17 protein-coding genes and 1 other RNA gene are annotated in these 18965 nt (G+C 61.2%); 14 read left to right on the top strand and 4 right to left on the bottom strand.

Annotated elements, in window-relative coordinates:
- Positions 1-197: 197 nt before the first annotated feature.
- The 4 genes from NJC38_RS07885 to NJC38_RS07900 form a co-directional block, all read right to left on the bottom strand.
- The gene (locus NJC38_RS07885; RefSeq protein WP_045487963.1) at positions 198-776 is read right to left on the bottom strand and encodes a BON domain-containing protein; all 579 of its coding nucleotides are present in this window, start codon (positions 774-776) and stop codon (positions 198-200) included.
- On the bottom strand, positions 773-1366 hold the full coding sequence (locus tag NJC38_RS07890; protein WP_045487965.1) for a phosphoheptose isomerase: 594 nt from the start codon (positions 1364-1366) through the stop codon (positions 773-775). Before NJC38_RS07890 ends, NJC38_RS07885 begins: the two co-directional genes overlap by 4 nt.
- Before the next feature lie 153 nt (positions 1367-1519).
- Positions 1520-1888, bottom strand: a complete 369-nt coding sequence (locus tag NJC38_RS07895) for a YraN family protein (protein WP_045487968.1) — start codon at positions 1886-1888, stop codon at positions 1520-1522.
- Positions 1885-3699, bottom strand: a complete 1815-nt coding sequence (locus NJC38_RS07900; protein ID WP_253113051.1) for a penicillin-binding protein activator — start codon at positions 3697-3699, stop codon at positions 1885-1887. The genes NJC38_RS07895 and NJC38_RS07900 overlap by 4 nt, the downstream gene beginning before the upstream one ends.
- Positions 3700-3984: 285 nt before the next feature.
- Here NJC38_RS07900 and rsmI point away from each other — a divergent pair, with 285 nt between their 5' ends.
- The 14 genes from rsmI (at position 3985) to NJC38_RS07970 (ending at position 18965) form a co-directional block, all read left to right on the top strand.
- On the top strand, positions 3985-4854 hold the full coding sequence (gene rsmI, locus NJC38_RS07905; RefSeq protein WP_290447180.1) for a 16S rRNA (cytidine(1402)-2'-O)-methyltransferase: 870 nt from the start codon (positions 3985-3987) through the stop codon (positions 4852-4854).
- 81 nt (positions 4855-4935) lie between these two features.
- Positions 4936-5293, top strand: an RNA gene (rnpB, locus tag NJC38_RS07910) — RNase P RNA component class A.
- Between the two features lie 317 nt (positions 5294-5610).
- Complete coding sequence (gene mraZ / locus NJC38_RS07915; RefSeq protein ID WP_045487977.1) at positions 5611-6066, top strand: division/cell wall cluster transcriptional repressor MraZ; 456 nt, start codon at positions 5611-5613, stop codon at positions 6064-6066.
- 2 nt (positions 6067-6068) lie between these two features.
- Positions 6069-7010, top strand: coding sequence for a 16S rRNA (cytosine(1402)-N(4))-methyltransferase RsmH (rsmH, locus tag NJC38_RS07920; RefSeq protein ID WP_253113644.1), 942 nt, complete (start codon positions 6069-6071; stop codon positions 7008-7010).
- A complete protein-coding gene (gene ftsL / locus NJC38_RS07925) occupies positions 7007-7300 on the top strand; it encodes a cell division protein FtsL (protein ID WP_045487983.1) in 294 nt (97 codons plus the stop codon). Before rsmH ends, ftsL begins: the two co-directional genes overlap by 4 nt.
- Positions 7297-9024, top strand: coding sequence for a penicillin-binding protein 2 (locus tag NJC38_RS07930; RefSeq protein ID WP_290447181.1), 1728 nt, complete (start codon positions 7297-7299; stop codon positions 9022-9024). Before ftsL ends, NJC38_RS07930 begins: the two co-directional genes overlap by 4 nt.
- Positions 9024-10487 carry a UDP-N-acetylmuramoyl-L-alanyl-D-glutamate--2,6-diaminopimelate ligase gene (locus tag NJC38_RS07935; protein WP_045487988.1) on the top strand — a complete coding sequence of 488 codons (1464 nt, stop codon included), beginning with the start codon at positions 9024-9026 and terminating at the stop codon, positions 10485-10487. The genes NJC38_RS07930 and NJC38_RS07935 overlap by 1 nt, the downstream gene beginning before the upstream one ends.
- Positions 10480-11850 carry a UDP-N-acetylmuramoyl-tripeptide--D-alanyl-D-alanine ligase gene (gene murF, locus NJC38_RS07940; RefSeq protein ID WP_253113054.1) on the top strand — a complete coding sequence of 457 codons (1371 nt, stop codon included), beginning with the start codon at positions 10480-10482 and terminating at the stop codon, positions 11848-11850. Before NJC38_RS07935 ends, murF begins: the two co-directional genes overlap by 8 nt.
- Positions 11850-12932, top strand: coding sequence for a phospho-N-acetylmuramoyl-pentapeptide-transferase (gene mraY, locus NJC38_RS07945; RefSeq protein WP_045487992.1), 1083 nt, complete (start codon positions 11850-11852; stop codon positions 12930-12932). Before murF ends, mraY begins: the two co-directional genes overlap by 1 nt.
- A 6-nt stretch (positions 12933-12938) precedes the next feature.
- Positions 12939-14285: a UDP-N-acetylmuramoyl-L-alanine--D-glutamate ligase gene (gene murD / locus NJC38_RS07950; protein WP_253113056.1), complete on the top strand. Its 1347-nt coding sequence runs from the start codon at positions 12939-12941 to the stop codon at positions 14283-14285.
- Positions 14285-15496, top strand: a complete 1212-nt coding sequence (gene ftsW / locus NJC38_RS07955; RefSeq protein ID WP_173426717.1) for a putative lipid II flippase FtsW — start codon at positions 14285-14287, stop codon at positions 15494-15496. Before murD ends, ftsW begins: the two co-directional genes overlap by 1 nt.
- Entirely contained in the window at positions 15486-16556 is a 1071-nt protein-coding gene (gene murG / locus NJC38_RS07960) for an undecaprenyldiphospho-muramoylpentapeptide beta-N-acetylglucosaminyltransferase (protein ID WP_253113070.1), read from the top strand. The genes ftsW and murG overlap by 11 nt, the downstream gene beginning before the upstream one ends.
- Before the next feature lie 13 nt (positions 16557-16569).
- Positions 16570-18009, top strand: coding sequence for a UDP-N-acetylmuramate--L-alanine ligase (murC, locus tag NJC38_RS07965; RefSeq protein WP_173426716.1), 1440 nt, complete (start codon positions 16570-16572; stop codon positions 18007-18009).
- A complete protein-coding gene (locus NJC38_RS07970) occupies positions 18006-18965 on the top strand; it encodes a D-alanine--D-alanine ligase (protein ID WP_253113073.1) in 960 nt (319 codons plus the stop codon). The genes murC and NJC38_RS07970 overlap by 4 nt, the downstream gene beginning before the upstream one ends.

An 18965-nucleotide genomic window follows, 5' to 3' on the forward strand; every position in this document is an offset into this window, starting at 1 on the left:
TAACGCGGCGTAGAAGCTCGGCTTTTTCGGCTTCAGACAAGACAATGACAGTCGCTGGTCGGCCCATATAAATGCTCAGCTCTCACGAGTGGGTTTCAAATGAGCATAGACCATATTTTCATTGGTATTTGTGAAACACCACACTAGGGTCTGTTGCCGTTTCAGCGGTTGTGATGAAACGGCAACAGACCCTGATATCAGTCGATGTATTCGAAGAGTTTGACGATCTTTTGCACGCCCGCCACACCTTGAACCAGATTGGTGGCGCGGTTGGCTTCCTGTTGGGTGACAAGGCCCAGCAGGTAGACGATACCGTTCTCGGTCACGACCTTGATACGTGAGCCGGGAATCGAGTTGTCGGTGAGCATCTGGCTCTTGATCTTGGTGGTCAGCCAGGTGTCATTCTGGCGTGCCAGAAACGATGACGGTGCAATCACCTGCAGCTCGTTATTGACCTTCTTGACCCGCTGCACCGAAGCGGCGGCCTGTTCGGCGATGGTCTTGAGTTCGGCGCGTGGCGTCTGGCCAGCCAGCAGCACGATGCCGTTATAGCTGGTGACGACAATGTGCGAGCCTTCGGCCAGGTCCGGGTGGGCCTTGGAAATGTTGACGGCTGCTTTGGTCTCGATCAGCGAGTCATCGATCTTGCTGCCAAGGGTGCGCGTGCCCCGATCATCGTTGATCGGCTCGTCGCGGGTGGCGGTCAGCACCGAGCTGCAGCCGCCAAGGCCCAGGCACAGGGCCAGAAATACCAGGCTGAGACGATTAGGGGTCATTCTTCACTCCCGAACAATTGGCTGTCGATCAGATCGCAGAGGCAGTGGATCGCCAGCAGGTGGACTTCTTGAATACGTGCGGTGACTTTCGCCGGTACGCGGATTTCCACGTCTTCGGGCAGCAGCAGCGAAGCAACATCGCCGCCGTCGCGTCCAGTCAATGCTACGACAATCATTTCGCGATCATGTGCGGCCTGGATCGCCTGAATAATGTTTGCCGAGTTGCCACTGGTGGAAATGGCCAGCAATACATCGCCAGGCTGACCCAGGGCGCGGATCTGTTTGGAAAACACCTCGTTGAAGCTGTAATCGTTGGCAATCGAGGTGATGGTCGAGGCGTCAGTGGTCAGGGCGATGGCGGGAAGGCTCGGGCGCTCCCGTTCGAAGCGGTTAAGCAGCTCCGAAGAAAAGTGCTGGGCATCGCCCGCCGAGCCGCCGTTGCCGCACGCCAGCATCTTGCCCTCGTTGAGCAGGGCATTGACCATGACCTGGCTGGCCAGCTCGATATGCGGGGCAAGCACTTCCATCGCCTGCTGCTTGGTGTCGATGCTGGCCTGGAAGAGCCGGCGAATACGGGATTGCATGTCCATCAGGAGTGACCTTGGTTAGAGCATAAGCGGTTGTTCGGCGCTTTGCGGAGGGTTCCGCCGGCTACCGGCACAACGAGTGTGCAGCCCGCATAACAAGAGCAAAAAACGGTGTCGGGTGGTACTGGCATTCGAAAGCAACAGCAGGCATGCGCTTCAGCTGTCGAATGCGCTTTTGAGCCAGTTCAGTGGAGCGGCACTCTCGGGCTCTCCATCAACGGCCACTACATCAAAGCGGCAAGGATGGTCGGCCCAGTGTGGTTCTTGCTGCAGGAACAACTGCGCGGTTGCGACGAGTTTTTCCTGCTTGCGCGCGTCGACACTTTCCAGCGCGCTACCCCAGCCGCGTTGGCGGCGATAGCGCACTTCGACGAATACTACTGTAGAGCCATCAAGCATGACCAGATCAAGCTCGCCGCGTCGGCAGGACCAGTTGCGTGTAATCAATTGCAGGCCCTGCTGCTGCAGGTGCTGCAGGGCGAAGGTTTCGGCCTCGTGCCCTGCAGTGCTACTGCCTGATTTCAAGGCGCGGTGTCCGGCAGGCGCTGGACTTCGCCGTTGACGAACTCTGCCCACGGCAGTTGACGTTCGATGCGGCGGTTGGCATTCAGGCTCAGGCTGCCGGACAGGCCGTCCAGGCGGCTGTCGGGCAGCGCCTTGAGCTGGGTCAGGCGTGGTGCCAGGCGATAGGCGTCGACGCCCATCGCATACAGGCGGCCCAGGCTGCTGGCGGCTTGCGGCCATTGAGTGACGACCTGCTGGCGCAGCGGGTCATTGGCATTGAGCATCCATGGGGTGTCACAGAAGCGTACCCCGTTGAGATCGTTGTACTGGGCGCGATCATTGCTGTTGGTGAACAGTTGCGAAGTCGCATAGACCGGTACGTCGCCTGCGTACTGGAAAACCATGGTCGGTTTGATTTGCTGGGCTTGTTGCGGGGTGGCGACCAGGAACATGAAGTCGATGTCCTGGCGACGCGACGGTTGTGCAGCCACCTGGGCGCCGGTCGCAGCCTGCAGGCGCTGGGCGCGGCCTTCGCTGGAGCGCAGCTGGAACATGTCGGCGATCTGGCGGGCCAGATCCACCGGCTGGTCGATGCGTTCCACTGCCAGCAGGGTGCCGCCCTTGGCGCGCCAGCTGTTGTTGAAGGCTGCCAGGACGCGATCGCCCCATTCACCTTTCGGAACCATGGCCACGGCGGTGCGCTTGCCTTCCGACCAGGCGCGGCGTGCCACTTCACGGGCTTCGTCTTCTGCGGCCAGGCCGAACTGGAACAGTTCTTGAGGGCCGGCAGTGGCGCTGTCGCTGTAGTTCAGGGCCAGAGTGGCAATCGGCAATTGCGGGCGGGCACTGAGTTGCTTGACCAGTTCTTTCTCAAGGGGGCCGACCACCAGTTGCACGCCGGCGGCCTGGGCCTGACGGTAGAACTCATCCATCGAGGTGACGCGCGAGCTGTCGAACACCTGGATCGCTGGCGGGTTCTGACCGGCTTGCTGGGCCTGGTAATGCGCCGCCAGGAAGCCTTCGCGCAGTGCTTTGGCCACGTTGGCCAGCGGACCTTCCTGCGGCAGCAGCAGGGCGATGCGGGTCAGGGGTACGCTGGTCAGCGAACGCAGTTGTGCCAGCGCAGCTGGCAGTTGCTGCGCAGCAGGGTGCTGAGGGTTCTGGGCTTTCCAGCTATCGATCGCCGCCTGTTGCTGTTCCAGAGTGCCGGCGCTTTTGATCGCGCGGGCCAGGTTCAGCCAGCCGCTCAGGTCATCATTGCCGGTGCCTTGCAACTGCTCGGCAGGCAGGGCTGAAACCAGTTTCCAGATCGCATCGTTGTTGGCGCTCGCCTCATTGCCTTGCAGCAACGGGCCTGCAAAGACCCGCTCACGGGCTGCTGGCAGGATTTGGCCATCGAGTTCCAGTGCCCGGGCATGGACCTGGTGGGTGCGGATCTGCTGTTCGACCGAGAGTTCTGCCAGGCGCTGCAGGCTAGGGTGCGACAGGGCTTCGAGGGCTGCCTTGGGCTGGTTGCGACCCAGCGCCAGTTCTGCCGACAGGGTACTGGCCAGAACCTGCAGCCCGGGCGGCAACTGGTCGATCTGGACCTGGGCCAGCAACTGTGCGGCACGGCCCGGGTTGCCCTGACGATTGGCAAGCTCTGCGGCGCTCAAGCGCAGCGTAGCCGCTTTGTCCGGTGTCTTGGCATTGGCCGCCTGTTCCAGCAACTGCTCAATGCTGGCGTCGGGGGTGCGAGGGAGTTCACCAAGGTTTGATGATGGTGAACCGGCGCAAGCTGCCAGCAGGGCGGCAAGGCAGAGGGCAGAGAACAGCCGCAGACTAGCGATCATGTATATGTTCCTGGTACTCAAGCAAATTAGCGGGGAATTGTACCCAACCACTGGCCGGGGTGCGACTTTAGGGTGCCTCTAAAAACTACCTGCGTTGCCATCACTGCGTTCAGAGCAGGCTCGCAATGCTCATTGACCGTTGTAAAGTCGTGCGCGACTCTGACCGTTGCGAGCCTGTTTTTGCCTTGCGCTGGCTGCCTCGCCTACGGTTCAGGAGGTGCTGTGTAATCTGTACAATGCCTTCTTTTTAAAAATGTCTGGAGTCATGAGTATGAGGTCCGCGTTTTGACTGTCGCGCCCGCTTCGAATTCCGCCACCGGTTCGCTTTATGTCGTGGCTACCCCTATCGGCAATCTGGACGACATGAGCGTGCGGGCACTGAAGGTCCTGCGCGACGTCGCACTTATCGCTGCCGAGGATACCCGGCATTCATTGCGCTTGATGCAACACTTTGGCATAGCGACACCACTGGCGGCCTGTCATGAGCATAACGAGCGTAATGAAGGTAGTCGCTTTATCGAGCGCTTACTGGCGGGCGACGATGTTGCGCTGATTTCCGATGCGGGCACGCCGTTGATTTCCGATCCGGGCTACCACCTGGTCCGGCAGGCGCGTGCAGCAGGAATCAAGGTGGTCCCGGTACCAGGCGCTTGCGCGTTGATTGCGGCGCTATCGGCGGCCGGCTTGCCCTCGGACCGGTTCATCTTCGAAGGCTTTCTGCCAGCCAAGGCGGTAGGGCGCAAATCCAGGCTTGAGCAATTGCGCGAAGAGCCGCGGACCTTGATTTTCTATGAGGCGCCGCACCGGATCCTGGAGTGTCTGCAGGACATGGAGGCGGTGTTTGGCGAAGAGCGGCCAGCCGTGCTGGCTCGTGAGTTGACCAAGACCTTCGAGACCCTCAAGGGTCTGCCGCTGGCGCAGTTGCGGTCGTTTGTCGAGGCTGACAGCAACCAGCAACGCGGTGAATGCGTTGTTCTGGTCGCCGGCTGGAGTGCGGCGCAGGAGGATGATGCGATCAGCGCCGAGGCGCGTCGGGTTCTTGATTTGCTTTTGCAGGATTTACCGGTCAAGCGCGCTGCCGCGTTGGCAGCGGAAATTACCGGTGTGCGCAAGAATCTGCTCTATCAACTGGCGCTGGATAAACAGAAACAATAAGGCGTTTTTATTACAGGCACGTTCAACTACAAGCTTTTAAGGCTTGTTCTTGAACGCTTGTGCCGTTAACCTTGGCGCCGGAGAGTCGATTGGACAGTCGCTGCCTCTTGTTGTTCCGCAACAAGGGGGGGAGGAAAGTCCGGGCTCCATAGGGCGGAGTGCCAGGTAACGCCTGGGAGGCGCGAGCCTACGGAAAGTGCCACAGAAAATAACCGCCTAAGCACTTCGGTGCCGGTAAGGGTGAAAAGGTGCGGTAAGAGCGCACCGCACGTCTGGCAACAGTACGTGGCTAGGTAAACCCCACTCGGAGCAAGACCAAATAGGGTTCCAAGGCGTGGCCCGCGCTGGAACCGGGTAGGTTGCTAAAGACGTCCAGTGATGGCCGTCGTAGAGGAATGACTGTCCTCGACAGAACCCGGCTTACAGATCGACTCTCCACCTCCCACCTCCTTCTTTTTTCAGCTGCTTTGGGCAGTAGTGAACCCGTTCGAAATTTCAAAAAAATCTTAAACTTCATAAATCACTTTAAGTTTGATTCCTATCTCCATGACAGGCATCGCCTTGTTCATGTCCGGCTGCTCTGAAATTATCTGTTTCCCTCCTGTATCACTCCTAAATTGCCGTTATGTAAGGGTTTTCCTTCAGGTCGTGCCTTGACGGTGTGGTGGGCGCGTTCCTATAGTGTGCGCAAGTGGCAGAAAGTGGCACGAAGTGGGTTTTTCCAGCGCAAGAATATAGAATTCGGAGACTGCGCCTGTGTTCCGTGGTGCCAACGCGATCAATCTCGACGCCAAAGGTCGTCTCGCTATGCCGAGCCGGTATCGCGACGAGTTGGATTCGCGCAGTGGTGGCCAGTTGATAGTAACCATTGATGCCATAGATCCCTGCTTGTGCATTTATCCGCTGTCCGAGTGGGAGCTGATTGAGGCGAAGCTGCGAGAGCTCGCCACCTTTCGTGAAGAAAACCGCCGTTTGCAGCGGCTATTGATTGGTAATGCGGTCGATCTTGAACTCGACGGCAGTGGACGTTTTCTGGTGCCGCCACGACTGCGCGACTATGCCAAGTTGGATAAGCGCGTGATGTTAGTTGGCCAGCTAAACAAGTTTCAATTGTGGGACGAGGACGCCTGGAACGCTCTTGCTGATGCGGACCTGGCGGCTATTCAACAACCCGGCGCGATGCCCGACGATTTACGTGACCTGATCCTGTGACTATGAATAGCGGTTTTACCCACATCACCGTACTGCTCGAAGAAGCTGTCGAGGCTTTGGCTGTGCGCGCCGATGGCTGCTATCTGGATGGCACGTTCGGTCGTGGCGGTCACAGTCGTCTGCTGCTCAGCCAGTTGGGAGCTGAGGGGCAGTTGTTAGGGTTCGACAAGGACCCGCAGGCGATTGCCACGGGGCAAACGCTGGCGGCCGAAGACGGCCGCTTTGTCATTGTGCAGCGCAGCTTTGCCGAGCTGGGGGCCGAGGTGGCCGAGCGCGGTTTGCAAGGCAAGGTCAGCGGCATTCTGATGGACCTGGGCGTCTCGTCGCCGCAGCTTGACGACCCGGAGCGCGGTTTCAGCTTCATGCATGATGGTCCGTTGGACATGCGCATGAATCCGGGGCAGGGCATCAGTGCTGCCGAATTCGTCGCCAGCGCACCTGCCGAAGAACTGGCGCGGGTGTTCAAGCAATACGGTGAAGAGCGCTTCGCCCGGCGGATGGCCAGCGCTGTTGTCGAGCGGCGCCAGCTGCGTCCTTTCGAGCGTACCGCCGACCTGGCTGAGGTGCTCAAGGTCGCCAACCCGGCCTGGGAAAAGGGCAAGCATCCGGCAACCCGCGCTTTCCAGGGGTTGCGCATTCACGTCAACAACGAACTGGGCGACCTTGAAACCGGTCTTGAAGCGGCCATCGATGCCCTTGAAGTGGGTGGTCGTCTGGTGGTCATCAGCTTCCATTCCCTGGAAGACCGGATCGTCAAGCTGTTCATGCGCAAGCTGGTCAAGGGCGAGGCCGACAACCTGCCACGCAATCTGCCGGTGCAGGCCAAGGTTTTCGAGCCGCGCATCAGGCTGGTCGGCAAGGCGCAATTCGCTTCTGAAGCAGAAACCCGTGCCAACCCGCGTTCGCGCAGCGCTGTCATGCGTGTCGCGGAGAAGTTGCGGTGAGCCGCCTGTTCTTCAAGCCATTGCCTACCGGCAGCTTTTTCATGCTGCTGCTGTTCATTGCTGTGCTGGTGTCAGCCATCGGCGTTTCCTATAGCGCGCACTGGAACCGTCAGCTACTCAACTCGCTGTATACAGAAACCAGTATTCGCGACAAGGCGCAGGCCGAGTGGGGACGACTGATCCTCGAACAAAGCACCTGGACAGCGCACAGCCGGATTGAAAACCTGGCCACCGAGCAGCTCAAAATGCGCATCCCCAATGCGGGTGAAGTGCGGATGGTGGCGCCATGATGAAGCTTGAAGGCGCTTTGTATCCGTGGCGTTTCCGCTTGGTCGTGGGTTTGTTGTGTCTGCTGGTGGCAGCGATCTCCTGGCGCATCATCGACCTGCAGGTGGTCGAAAATACTTTCCTGCAAGAGCAGGGCGATGCGCGCAGCCTTCGCCACATTCCCATTCCTGCGCACCGTGGTCTGATCACCGACCGTAACGGCGAGCCCCTGGCGGTCAGTACGCCGGTCACCACCTTGTGGGCCAACCCCAAGGAGATGCTTCAGGACCGCAGCAAGTGGCCGCTGTTGGCACAAGCCCTGGGGCAGGACGCCAAGGCTCTGACTGAGCGTCTGGAGTCGCAGGCAGGCAAGGAATTCATCTATCTGGTGCGGGGCCTGACGCCGGAGCACGGCCAGGCTGTGCTTGATCTCAAGGTGCCGGGGGTTTACGGCATCGAGGAGTTCCGGCGCTTCTATCCGGCCGGTGACGTAACGGCACATATGGTCGGCTTCACCGACCTGGATGATCACGGCCGCGAAGGCGTCGAGCTGGCCTATGACGAGTGGCTGGCCGGTGTGCCTGGCAAGCGTCAGGTCATCAAGGACCGACGAGGGCGTCTGATCAAGGATGTCCAGGTTACCAAGAACGCCAAGGCCGGCAAGACCTTGGCGTTGTCTATCGACCTGCGTTTGCAGTACCTGGCGACTCGCGAATTGCGTAACGCGATCATCGAGAACGAAGCCAAGGCTGGCAGTCTGGTGATCATGGACGTCAAGACCGGGGAAATCCTGGCGATGGTCAACAGCCCGACCTACAACCCCAACAACCGCCGCACCATGGTGCCGGCCGCCATGCGTAACCGGGCAATCATCGACGTGTTCGAACCCGGCTCGACCATGAAACCGATCTCCATGGGCGCGGCACTGGAAAGCGGGCGCTGGAAGCCTACCGACAAGGTCGAGGTCTACCCCGGCACGCTGCAGATCGGTCGCTATACCATTCGTGACGTGAGCAAGACCGAGGGACCGGTGCTCGACCTGACCGGCATCCTGATCAACTCCAGTAACGTGGGGATGAGCAAGGTGGCCTTCGACGTCGGCGGCGAGGCGATTTTCCGTACCATGCAGCGCATGGGTTTCGGCCAATACACCGGCCTGGGTTTCCCGGGTGAGCGGGTCGGCAACCTGCCCAACTACCGCGAGTGGCGCAAGGCTGAAACGGCGACCCTGTCTTATGGCTATGGCGTGTCGGTCACGGCCTTGCAACTGGCTCACGCCTACGGTGCGCTGGCCAACAATGGCCGGATCGTGCCGCTGAGCATTCTCAAAACCAACGCTGAGCCGACCTCGGTGCAGGCGATTCCCGAAGCCACTGCCAAGACCCTGCACACCATGCTGCAGGAGGTGATCGAGGACACCCGCGGCGTCTATCGCGCCCGTGTGCCGTCCTATCACGTCGGCGGCAAGAGTGGTACGGCGCGCAAGACCTCGATCGGCACCAAAGGCTATGCCGAGAATTCCTACCGCTCGTTGTTCGCCGGTTTCGGCCCGATGAGCAACCCGCGTTACGCCATCGTGGTGGTAATCGATGAACCGAGCAAAGGCGGCTACTACGGTGGTCTGGTCTCGGCTCCGGTGTTCAGCAAAGTGATGTCCGGAACCCTGCGACTGATGAACATTCCGCCGGATAACCTGGAACCCGAGCAGGCCGTCAAAGCACCGGTTGCCAAAGGAGGGCGTGGCTGATGTCTTTCAATCTGAGCAAGATCTTTCCGGGCACCGAGCGTGACCCGTTGATTCGCGAACTGAGCCTGGACAGCCGCAAGGTGCGTCCGGGAGACCTGTTTCTGGCGGTGCCGGGGCTTAAGGTCGACGGTCGTGACCATATCGCCGATGCCCTGCAACGTGGCGCCGCGGCGGTGGCTTATGAAGTCGAAGGCGCCAGTGTGCTGCCGATCACTGATGTGCCACTGATCCCGGTCAAGGGCCTGGCGGGGCAGTTGTCAGCGATTGCCGGACGTTTTTATGGCGACCCAAGCCGGCGCCTGAATCTGATTGGTGTCACGGGCACCAACGGCAAGACCAGCGTGACCCAACTGGTGGCTCAGGCACTCGACCTGCTGGGTCAGCGCTGCGGCATCGTCGGTACGCTGGGCACTGGTTTCTTTGAGGCGCTGCAGAGCGGCTTGCACACCACCCCTGATCCGATTGCCGTACAGGCGACTCTGGCGGACCTCAAGCACGCCGAAGCGCGCGCCGTGGCCATGGAGGTTTCTTCCCATGGCCTGGAGCAGGGCCGGGTCAAGGCGGTGGAGTTTGACGTGGCAGTGTTCACCAACCTGTCGCGCGACCATCTTGATTATCACGGCACCATGCAGGCTTACGGCGCCGCCAAGGCCCAGTTGTTCGCCTGGCCAGATCTGAGCTGCCGGGTGATCAACCTGGATGACGACTTTGGCCGCGAACTGGCCGACGCGCCGCACCTGTCAAAACTCATTACCTACAGCCTGCTCGACAAGAGTGCCTGGCTGTACTGCCGCGATGCGCGATTCGACGACGATGGCGTGCGCGCGACGCTGGTCACGCCGCAAGGCGAGCATCTCTTGCGTAGCAGCCTGCTGGGGCGTTTCAACCTGAGCAATCTGCTGGCGGCAATCGGTGCTTTGCTGGGCCTCGACTACGCCCTGGATGAAGTGCTCAAGGTGCTGCCACAACTGGTCGGGCCGGTCGGGCGCATGCAGCGCCTGGGGGGGGGGAACCAGCCGCTGGTAGTGGTCGATTACGCCCACACCCCCGATGCGCTGGAAAAGGTTCTTGAGGCTCTGCGGCCGCATGCCAAGGGGCGTCTGCTGTGCCTGTTCGGCTGTGGCGGTGACCGTGATCGCGGCAAGCGTCCGCTGATGGCCGAGGTCGCCGAGCGGCTGGCCGACGTAGTGCTGGTCACCGATGACAATCCGCGCAGCGAAGCCAGCGAGCAGATCTTCGCTGACATTCGTCCGGGTTTCAGTGCGGCGGCCCCGGTGCGCTTTGTGGCCGGTCGCGGCCAGGCGATTGCCGAATTCATCGCCACCGCTCATGCCGAGGACGTGGTTCTGCTGGCCGGTAAAGGCCATGAGGACTACCAGGAGATCGATGGTCAGCGCCACCGGTTCTCGGATCTTGATCAGGCCGCTGCCGCGTTGGCCGGATGGGAGGCAGAGCATGCTTGAGTCGTTGCGTTTCAGTGACCTGCTGATCCCGCTGGATGCACAGCGTACCGGTGATGACTGCCTGTTCGGCGGCGTCAGTACCGACAGCCGCAATATTGCCCCGGGCCAATTGTTCGTGGCCCTGACCGGTCCGCGTTTCGATGGCCATGACTATCTGCAGCAGGTCGCCGCCAAGGGCGCGGTGGGGGCCTTGGTCGAGCGTGAAGTGGCGGGCGTGAATCTGCCGCAACTGGTGGTCCTCGATACCCGCAAGGCACTGGCTCAGTTGGGCGCGATGAACCGCAATGCGTTCGTCGACCGCCCTGTTGCCGCCGTCACCGGGTCCAGCGGCAAGACCACAGTCAAGGAAATGCTCGCCAGTATCCTGCGTACCCGCGGTCCGGTGCTGGCGACCCGTGGCAACCTGAATAACGATCTGGGTGTACCGCTGACGCTGCTCGAGCTGGCCCCGGAACATCGTGCAGCGGTCATTGAGCTGGGCGCATCGCGAGTAGGCGAGATCGCCTACACCGTGAGCCTGACCAAGCCGCACGTGTCCATCCTGACCAACGCCGGGACTGCCCATGTGGGTGAGTTTGGCGGGCCGCAAAAGATTGTCGAGGCCAAGGGCGAGATCATTGAAGGCCTCGATGCCCAAGGCGTTGCAGTCCTTAACCTTGATGACGCCGCCTACCCGGTCTGGCTGATTCGGGCCGGTGAGCGCAAGGTGTTGAGCTTCGCTCTGGAAAATCCTCAGGCAGATTTTCATGCCAGCGAACTGAGCCGTGACGTGCGTGGCTGCCCGGGCTTTACCCTCAATGGCCCGCAGGGGTCGGCAGCGGTACAGCTTAATCTGCTGGGGATCCACAACGTGGCCAACGCCCTCGCCGCTGCGGCTGCCGCACATGCGCTGGGTGTCAGCCTCGACGGCATCGTCGCGGGCCTCAATGCCATGCAGCCGGTCAAGGGCCGCACCGTGGTGCACATGGCCGCCAATGGTCAGCGGGTCATCGATGACACCTACAACGCCAACCCGTCTTCGATCAAGGCTGCCACTGACCTGCTCGCAGGCTTCGCCGGCCGCAGGGTGCTGGTGCTGGGTGACATCGGCGAACTGGGCGACTGGGCCGAACAGGGCCACCGTGAAGTCGGTGCCCATGCCGTCGGCAAGGTCGATGCGCTGTATGCCGTTGGTCCGTTGATGCTGCATGCGGTCAATGCCTTCGGTGCTGGCGCCCGTCATTTTGCAACCCAGGCCGAGCTGATCGCGGCACTGCACGGCGAACAAGATTCAAACACCACTTTATTGATCAAGGGATCGCGCAGCGCCGCCATGGAAAATGTCGTGGCGGCCTTGTGCGTTTCCAGCCTGGAGAAACATTGATGCTGTTGCTGTTGGCCGAATTTTTACAACAGTTCCATAAAGGCTTTGCAGTCTTCCAGTACCTGACCCTGCGCGGGATTCTCGGTGTGCTCACGGCCCTGAGCCTTTCTCTGTGGCTCGGCCCATGGATGATCCGCACCCTGCAGATTCGCCAGATTGGCCAGGCCGTGCGCAACGATGGTCCACAATCGCATTTGTCCAAATCCGGCACCCCGACCATGGGCGGTGCGCTGATCCTGTCGTCGATTGCTGTCAGCACCCTGCTGTGGGCTGACCTGGCCAACCGCTACGTCTGGGTGGTGCTGCTGGTTACCCTGCTGTTCGGTGCCATCGGCTGGGTCGACGACTACCGCAAAGTGATCGAGAAGAACTCGCGTGGCCTGCCGAGCCGCTGGAAGTACTTCTGGCAGTCGGTGTTTGGCCTGTGTGCGGCGATCTTTCTGTACATGACCGCGCAATCGCCGGTCGAAACCACGCTGATCATTCCGATGCTCAAGGACATGCATTGGGAAATGGGCATCGGTTTCGTGATCCTGACCTACTTCGTGATTGTCGGCTCCAGCAACGCGGTCAACCTGACTGACGGCCTGGACGGCCTGGCGATCATGCCGACAGTGATGGTCGGTGGGGCGTTGGGTATTTTCTGCTACCTGTCGGGTAACGTGAAATTCGCCGAATACCTGCTGATCCCGTATGTGCCGGGCGCGGGCGAACTGATCGTGTTCTGCAGTGCGCTGATCGGTGCCGGTCTGGGCTTTCTGTGGTTCAACACCTATCCGGCTCAGGTGTTCATGGGTGACGTCGGTGCCCTGGCACTCGGCGCGGCGCTGGGCACCATCGCGGTCATTGTCCGCCAGGAAATCGTGCTGTTCATCATGGGCGGGGTGTTCGTGATGGAAACCCTGTCAGTGGTCATTCAGGTTGCATCCTTCAAGCTGACCGGTCGCCGCGTGTTCCGCATGGCACCGATTCACCACCACTTTGAACTCAAGGGCTGGCCCGAGCCGCGCGTGATCGTCCGTTTCTGGATCATCACCGTGATTCTCGTGCTGATCGGCCTTGCCACACTGAAACTGAGGTAAACGCGAGTGTCTTTGATCGTTACCGACCAGTTCCGCATCGTTGTCGGCCTCGGCAAGAGCGGCATGTCCCTGGTTCGCTACCTGGCGAACCGGGGCATTGCCTTTGCCGTGGCTGATACGCGGGACAATCCACCGGAGCTGGCGACCCTGCGTCGCGAGTATCCGCAGGTGGATGTGCGGTGTGGCGAGCTGGACGTCGAGTTCCTCTGCCGTGCCAGCGAGTTGTACGTAAGCCCGGGTCTGGCCCTGGCGACACCTGCCTTGCAGGCGGCTCAGGCACGCGGTGTAAAGCTGTCGGGCGATATCGAGCTGTTTGCCCGCAATGCCAAGGCGCCGATCGTGGCAATTACCGGCTCCAACGCCAAGAGCACCGTGACCACCCTGGTTGGCGAGATGGCCGCCGCGGCTGGCAAGCGCGTTGCGGTGGGCGGCAACCTCGGTACTCCGGCACTGGACCTGCTCGACGACAGCGTCGAGCTGTACGTGATGGAACTGTCGAGCTTCCAGCTGGAAACCACTGACCAACTGGATGCCGAAGTCGCCACGGTACTGAACATCAGTGAAGATCATATGGACCGCTACAGCGGTCTGCCGGCCTATCACCTGGCCAAACACCGGATCTTTAGGGGTGCCCGGCAAGTAGTGGTCAACCGTCAGGATGCCCTGTCGCGGCCGCTGATCGGTGAAGGGTTGCCGCGCTGGACCTTTGGCCTGAACACACCAGACTTCCATGCCTTCGGTATTCGTGAAGAAAACGGCGAAAAATACCTGGCGTTTCAGTTCGAACTGTTGCTGCCGGTCAGCGAGCTGAAAGTGCGTGGGGCGCATAATCATGCCAACGCGCTGGCCGCCCTGGCCCTGGGGCACGCCGCAGGTTTGCCCATGGACGCCATGCTGAGCAGCCTGCGCAACTTCACCGGCCTTGAGCATCGCTGCCAGTGGGTGCGTGAGCGCGCCGGTGTGCAGTATTACAACGATTCCAAGGCGACCAACGTCGGTGCGGCGCTGGCCGCCATCGAAGGTCTGGGAGCCGACCTCGACGGCAAGCTGGTACTGATTGCCGGCGGTGATGGCAAGGGCGCCGATTTCAGTGCTCTGCGGGCACCGGTCGCACAGCATTGCCGCGCTGTCGTGCTGCTTGGCCGCGATGCCGGGCTTATCGCCCAGGCACTGGGTGATGAGGTCGTGCAGGTTCGGGTTGCGAGCCTGGAAGAAGCCGTACAGCGCAGCGCCGAACTGGCGCAGGCGGGTGATGCTGTGCTGCTCTCGCCAGCCTGTGCGAGCCTGGACATGTTCAAAAACTATGAAGAGCGCGGACGCCTGTTCGCCAAGGCCGTGGAGGTGCTGGCATGATTTTCGGCATCTTCAAGCCTTACCCGTCGCCCTTGATCAGCGGGCGCGGCATCGACGTCGATTTCCCGATGCTCGCCGGTTGCCTGGCGTTGCTGGGGCTTGGGCTGGTGATGATTACCTCGTCGTCTTCGGAGGTCGCTGCGGCGCAGTCCGGCAACACCCTGTACATGATGACGCGTCACCTCATCTACCTGATCATCGGCCTTGGCGCCTGTGGCGCAACCATGCTGATCCCGGTTGCTACCTGGCAGCGCATGGGCTGGATGTTGCTGATCGGCGCATTCGGCCTGTTGCTGCTGGTACTGGTGCCGGGGATCGGCCGTGAGGTCAACGGCTCGATGCGCTGGATCGGCTTTGGTGCGTTCAACGTACAGCCATCTGAAATCGCCAAGGTCTTCGTGGTGCTGTTCCTGGCCGGCTACCTGGTGCGCCGCCAGCAGGAAGTGCGCGAAAGCTGGATGGGCTTCTTCAAGCCATTCATCGTGCTGCTGCCGATGGCGGGCCTGTTGCTGATGGAGCCGGACTTCGGTGCCACGGTGGTGATGATGGGCGCCGCCGCCGCGATGCTGTTCCTGGGCGGTGTCGGCCTGTTCCGTTATTCGCTGATGGTGGTGCTGGCCGTCGTCGCGGTCTTTGTGCTGGTCCAGGCTCAACCCTATCGTATGGCGCGGCTGACCAACTTCACTGACCCCTGGGCCGACCAGTTCGGCTCCGGCTACCAACTGACCCAGGCCCTGATTGCTTTCGGCCGCGGCGAATGGCTGGGTGTCGGTCTGGGTAACAGCGTGCAGAAGCAGTTCTACCTGCCCGAGGCGCACACCGATTTTGTGTTCTCGGTACTGGCTGAAGAGCTGGGTGTGGTGGGCTCGTTGCTGACCGTCGGGCTGTTCCTGTTCGTCAGTATCCGCGGCATGTACATCGGTTTCTGGGCTGAGCGTGCCAAACAGTTTTTCGGTGCCTACACCGCTTATGGCCTGTCGTTCCTGTGGATCGGCCAGTTCCTGATCAACATCGGGGTAAACGTCGGTCTGTTGCCGACCAAGGGCCTGACCTTGCCATTTCTGAGTTACGGCGGCAGCTCGCTGGTCATCTGCTGTGCCAGCCTGGGCCTGTTGTTGCGCATCGAGTGGGAGTCGCGCAACAACATGGGCAGCGAGGAAACCGAGTTCAACGAAAGCGATTTTGCCGAGGAGCCTCCCCGTGGACGCTAATGTGCTGATCATGGCTGGCGGCACCGGCGGGCACGTGTTCCCGGCGCTGGCCTGCGCCCGTGAGTTCCAGAACCGTGGCTACAAGGTCCATTGGCTGGGTACCCCGCGCGGCATTGAAAACGAACTGGTGCCGCAAGCCGGTCTGACGCTGCATCGTATCGATGCCAGTGGCCTGCGTGGCAAGGGCAAGCTGTCGCTGCTCAAGGCGCCGTTGATGTTGCTCAAGGCGCTGCTGCAGGCGCGCAAGGTGATGCGTCAGCTCAAGCCTGCCTTCGTGGTCGGCTTCGGCGGTTATGTCACAGGGCCCGGTGGTCTGGCCGCGAAAATGGCCGGTGTGCCATTGATCATTCATGAGCAAAACGCCGTGGCCGGTACTGCCAACCGCAGTCTGGCGTCCTTTGCCAGCCGGATCTGCGAAGCATTCCCGGACACGTTCGGGGCTTCGGACAAGCGTCGCACTACCGGCAACCCGGTACGGGTCGAGCTGTTCTTTGAAACCCCGCGCCAGCCGCTGGCCGGGCGCAAGGCACGCCTGCTGGTGCTGGGCGGCAGCCTCGGTGCTGAACCGTTGAACAAGCTGCTGCCCGAAGCGCTGGCCCTGCTGGCGCCAGAGCTGCGCCCCGAGGTCTTTCACCAGACCGGCAAGCAGCACGACCAGATCACCACCGAGCGTTACCGCAGCGCCGGTGTAGAGGCGCAGGTTGCGCCGTTCATCCAGGACATGGCGCAGGCTTATGCCTGGGCCGACCTGGTGGTGTGCCGCGCAGGCGCGCTGACCATCAGTGAGCTGGCCGCCGCCGGGCTGCCGTCGCTGCTGATTCCGTTGCCCCACGCGATCGACGACCACCAGTCCCGCAACGCTGATTATCTGGCCCGCGAAGGCGCTGCCTTCGTCATGCCGCAAGCGACAACTGGCGCCGCCGATATGGCCAGCCGCCTGAAAGAGGTTCTGATGCAACCCGAACAATTGAACAGCATGGCCCGCACCGCTCGCCGTCTGGCCAGGCCTGATGCCACCCGTACCGTTGTCGATAGCTGTGTGGAGGTGGCCCGTGGTTGAGAATCAACGCGCCATGCCGCAACCGGAAATGCGCCGTATCCGCCGCATCCACTTCGTCGGCATCGGCGGTGTAGGCATGTGCGGCATTGCCGAAGTGCTGCTGAACCTCGGTTATGAAGTTTCCGGTTCCGACCTAAAGGGCTCGGCGGTGACCGAGCGCCTGAAGGCGTTCGGCGCGCAGATCTTCATTGGCCACCAGGCAGAAAACACGGTCGGCGCCGATGTGCTGGTCGTCTCAAGCGCCGTGAACACCTCCAACCCGGAGGTCGCCACCGCCCTGGAGCGGCGTATTCCTGTGGTGCCGCGTGCCGAGATGCTGGCTGAGCTGATGCGCTACCGGCACGGCATTGCTGTTGCAGGCACCCATGGCAAGACCACCACCACCAGCCTGCTGGCTTCGGTGTTTGCAGCAGGCGGCCTGGACCCGACATTCGTCATCGGTGGCCGTCTCAACGCCGCCGGCACCAACGCTCAATTGGGCACCAGCCGGTATCTGATTGCAGAGGCCGATGAGAGCGACGCCAGCTTCCTGCACTTGCAACCGCTGGTCGCTGTGGTCACCAATATCGATGCCGATCATATGGCGACCTATGAGGGTGACTTCAACAAGCTGAAGAAGACCTTCGTCGAGTTCCTGCACAACCTTCCGTTCTACGGTCTGGCAGTGATGTGTGTCGACGACCCTGTGGTGCGCGAGATTCTGCCGCAGGTCAAACGCCCGACCGTCACCTATGGCTTCAGCGAGACCGCTGACGTGCGTGCGATCAATGTCCGTCAGGAAGGTATGCGTACGTTCTTCACCGTGCTGCGCCGTGATCGTGAACCGCTGGATGTCTCGGTGAACATGCCGGGCAACCACAACGTGCTCAACTCGCTTGCAACCATCGCCATTGCCTCCGATGAAGGCATCAGTGACGAAGCGATCATCCAGGGCCTGTCGGGCTTTCAGGGAGTCGGTCGGCGCTTCCAGGTCTATGGCGAACTGCCGGTTGAAGGCGGTCATGTGATGCTGGTCGACGACTATGGTCACCACCCGCGTGAAGTCGCGGCGGTGATCAATGCTGTGCGTGGCGGCTGGCCGGAGCGGCGCCTGGTGATGGTCTATCAACCGCACCGTTTCAGCCGCACCCGTGACCTGTATGACGATTTCGTCCAGGTACTGGCCGAATCCAATGTGTTGTTGTTGATGGAAGTCTACCCGGCCGGTGAAGAGCCGATTCCGGGGGCCGACAGCCGCAACCTGTGCCACAGCATTCGCCAGCGCGGTCAACTCGACCCGATCTACATCGAGCGCGGTGCCGAACTCGCCCCGCTGGTCAAGCCGCTGCTGCGCGCCGGTGACATCCTGCTGTGCCAGGGCGCTGGTGATATCGGTGGGCTGGCCCCGCAACTGCTCAAGAGCCCGCTGTTCGCCGGGGCTGTGGTGGCGCCGACTGAAGGGAAGCTCAAATGACAGCCCTGAATGCATCCAACTTGCACTCCAGCCTGGCGCCGCAGAAGTTCGGCCGGGTGGCGGTGCTGTTCGGCGGCAAGAGCGCCGAGCGCGAGGTCTCGCTCAAGTCCGGGCGAGCCGTGCTCGGTGCCTTGCAGAGCGCTGGTGTGGATGCCTTCGGGATTGATGTCGGCGACGACCTGCTGCAGCGTCTGGGCAGCGAGAAGATCGATCGTGCGTTCATTGTGCTGCATGGTCGCGGCGGTGAAGACGGCAGCATGCAGGGCCTTCTGGAGTGCCTGGGCATCCCTTATACCGGCAGTGGCGTGCTGGCCTCGGCACTGGCGATGGACAAGCTGCGCACCAAGCAGATCTGGCAAAGCCTCGGCTTGCCGACACCCTTGCACCGCGTACTGGCCAGCGAAGATGACTGTATTTTTACAGCGACGGAACTGGGCCTGCCTTTGATCGTCAAACCGGCCCATGAGGGTTCCAGTATTGGTATGGCGAAAGTGAGCAGTGTCGAAGAGTTGGTCGCTGCCTGGAAAGTTGCCAGTACCTATGATTCACAAGTTATGGTCGAGCAATGGATCGAAGGTCCGGAGTTCACCGTTGCTTGTCTGCGTGGCCAGGTTCTGCCGCCAATTGGCCTGGGCACATCGCACAGTTTCTATGATTACGAAGCCAAGTATCTGGCTGACGATACTCAATACCGGATTCCGTCCGGGCTCAGTGAAGCTAAAGAGCATGAACTGCGCGACCTTACTGCGCGCGCCTGCGCGGCCGTGGGTGTCAGTGGCTGGGCCCGTACCGACGTGATGCAGGACGCCCAGGGCAAGTTCTGGCTGCTTGAAGTCAATACCGTTCCCGGCATGACTGACCACAGCCTGGTGCCGATGGCGGCAGCAGCGGCAGGCCTGGATTTCCGGCAACTGGTGTTGGCGATTCTTGCCGACAGCGTTCAGGAACGAGGTTAA

This window comes from Pseudomonas sp. 21LCFQ010, assembly GCF_024129905.1.
Taxonomy (GTDB): Bacteria; Pseudomonadota; Gammaproteobacteria; order Pseudomonadales; family Pseudomonadaceae; genus Aquipseudomonas.

Coding starts and splice junctions, on each gene's coding strand:
- NJC38_RS07885 (WP_045487963.1), bottom strand. CDS start 776: ATGACCCCTAATCGTCTCAGCCTGGTATTTCTGGCCCTGTGCCTGGGC.
- NJC38_RS07890 (WP_045487965.1), bottom strand. CDS start 1,366: ATGGACATGCAATCCCGTATTCGCCGGCTCTTCCAGGCCAGCATCGAC.
- NJC38_RS07900 (WP_253113051.1), bottom strand. CDS start 3,699: ATGATCGCTAGTCTGCGGCTGTTCTCTGCCCTCTGCCTTGCCGCCCTG.
- rsmH (WP_253113644.1), top strand. CDS start 6,069: ATGAATAGCGGTTTTACCCACATCACCGTACTGCTCGAAGAAGCTGTC.
- NJC38_RS07930 (WP_290447181.1), top strand. CDS start 7,297: ATGATGAAGCTTGAAGGCGCTTTGTATCCGTGGCGTTTCCGCTTGGTC.
- NJC38_RS07935 (WP_045487988.1), top strand. CDS start 9,024: ATGTCTTTCAATCTGAGCAAGATCTTTCCGGGCACCGAGCGTGACCCG.
- murF (WP_253113054.1), top strand. CDS start 10,480: ATGCTTGAGTCGTTGCGTTTCAGTGACCTGCTGATCCCGCTGGATGCA.
- mraY (WP_045487992.1), top strand. CDS start 11,850: ATGCTGTTGCTGTTGGCCGAATTTTTACAACAGTTCCATAAAGGCTTT.
- murC (WP_173426716.1), top strand. CDS start 16,570: ATGCCGCAACCGGAAATGCGCCGTATCCGCCGCATCCACTTCGTCGGC.
- NJC38_RS07970 (WP_253113073.1), top strand. CDS start 18,006: ATGACAGCCCTGAATGCATCCAACTTGCACTCCAGCCTGGCGCCGCAG.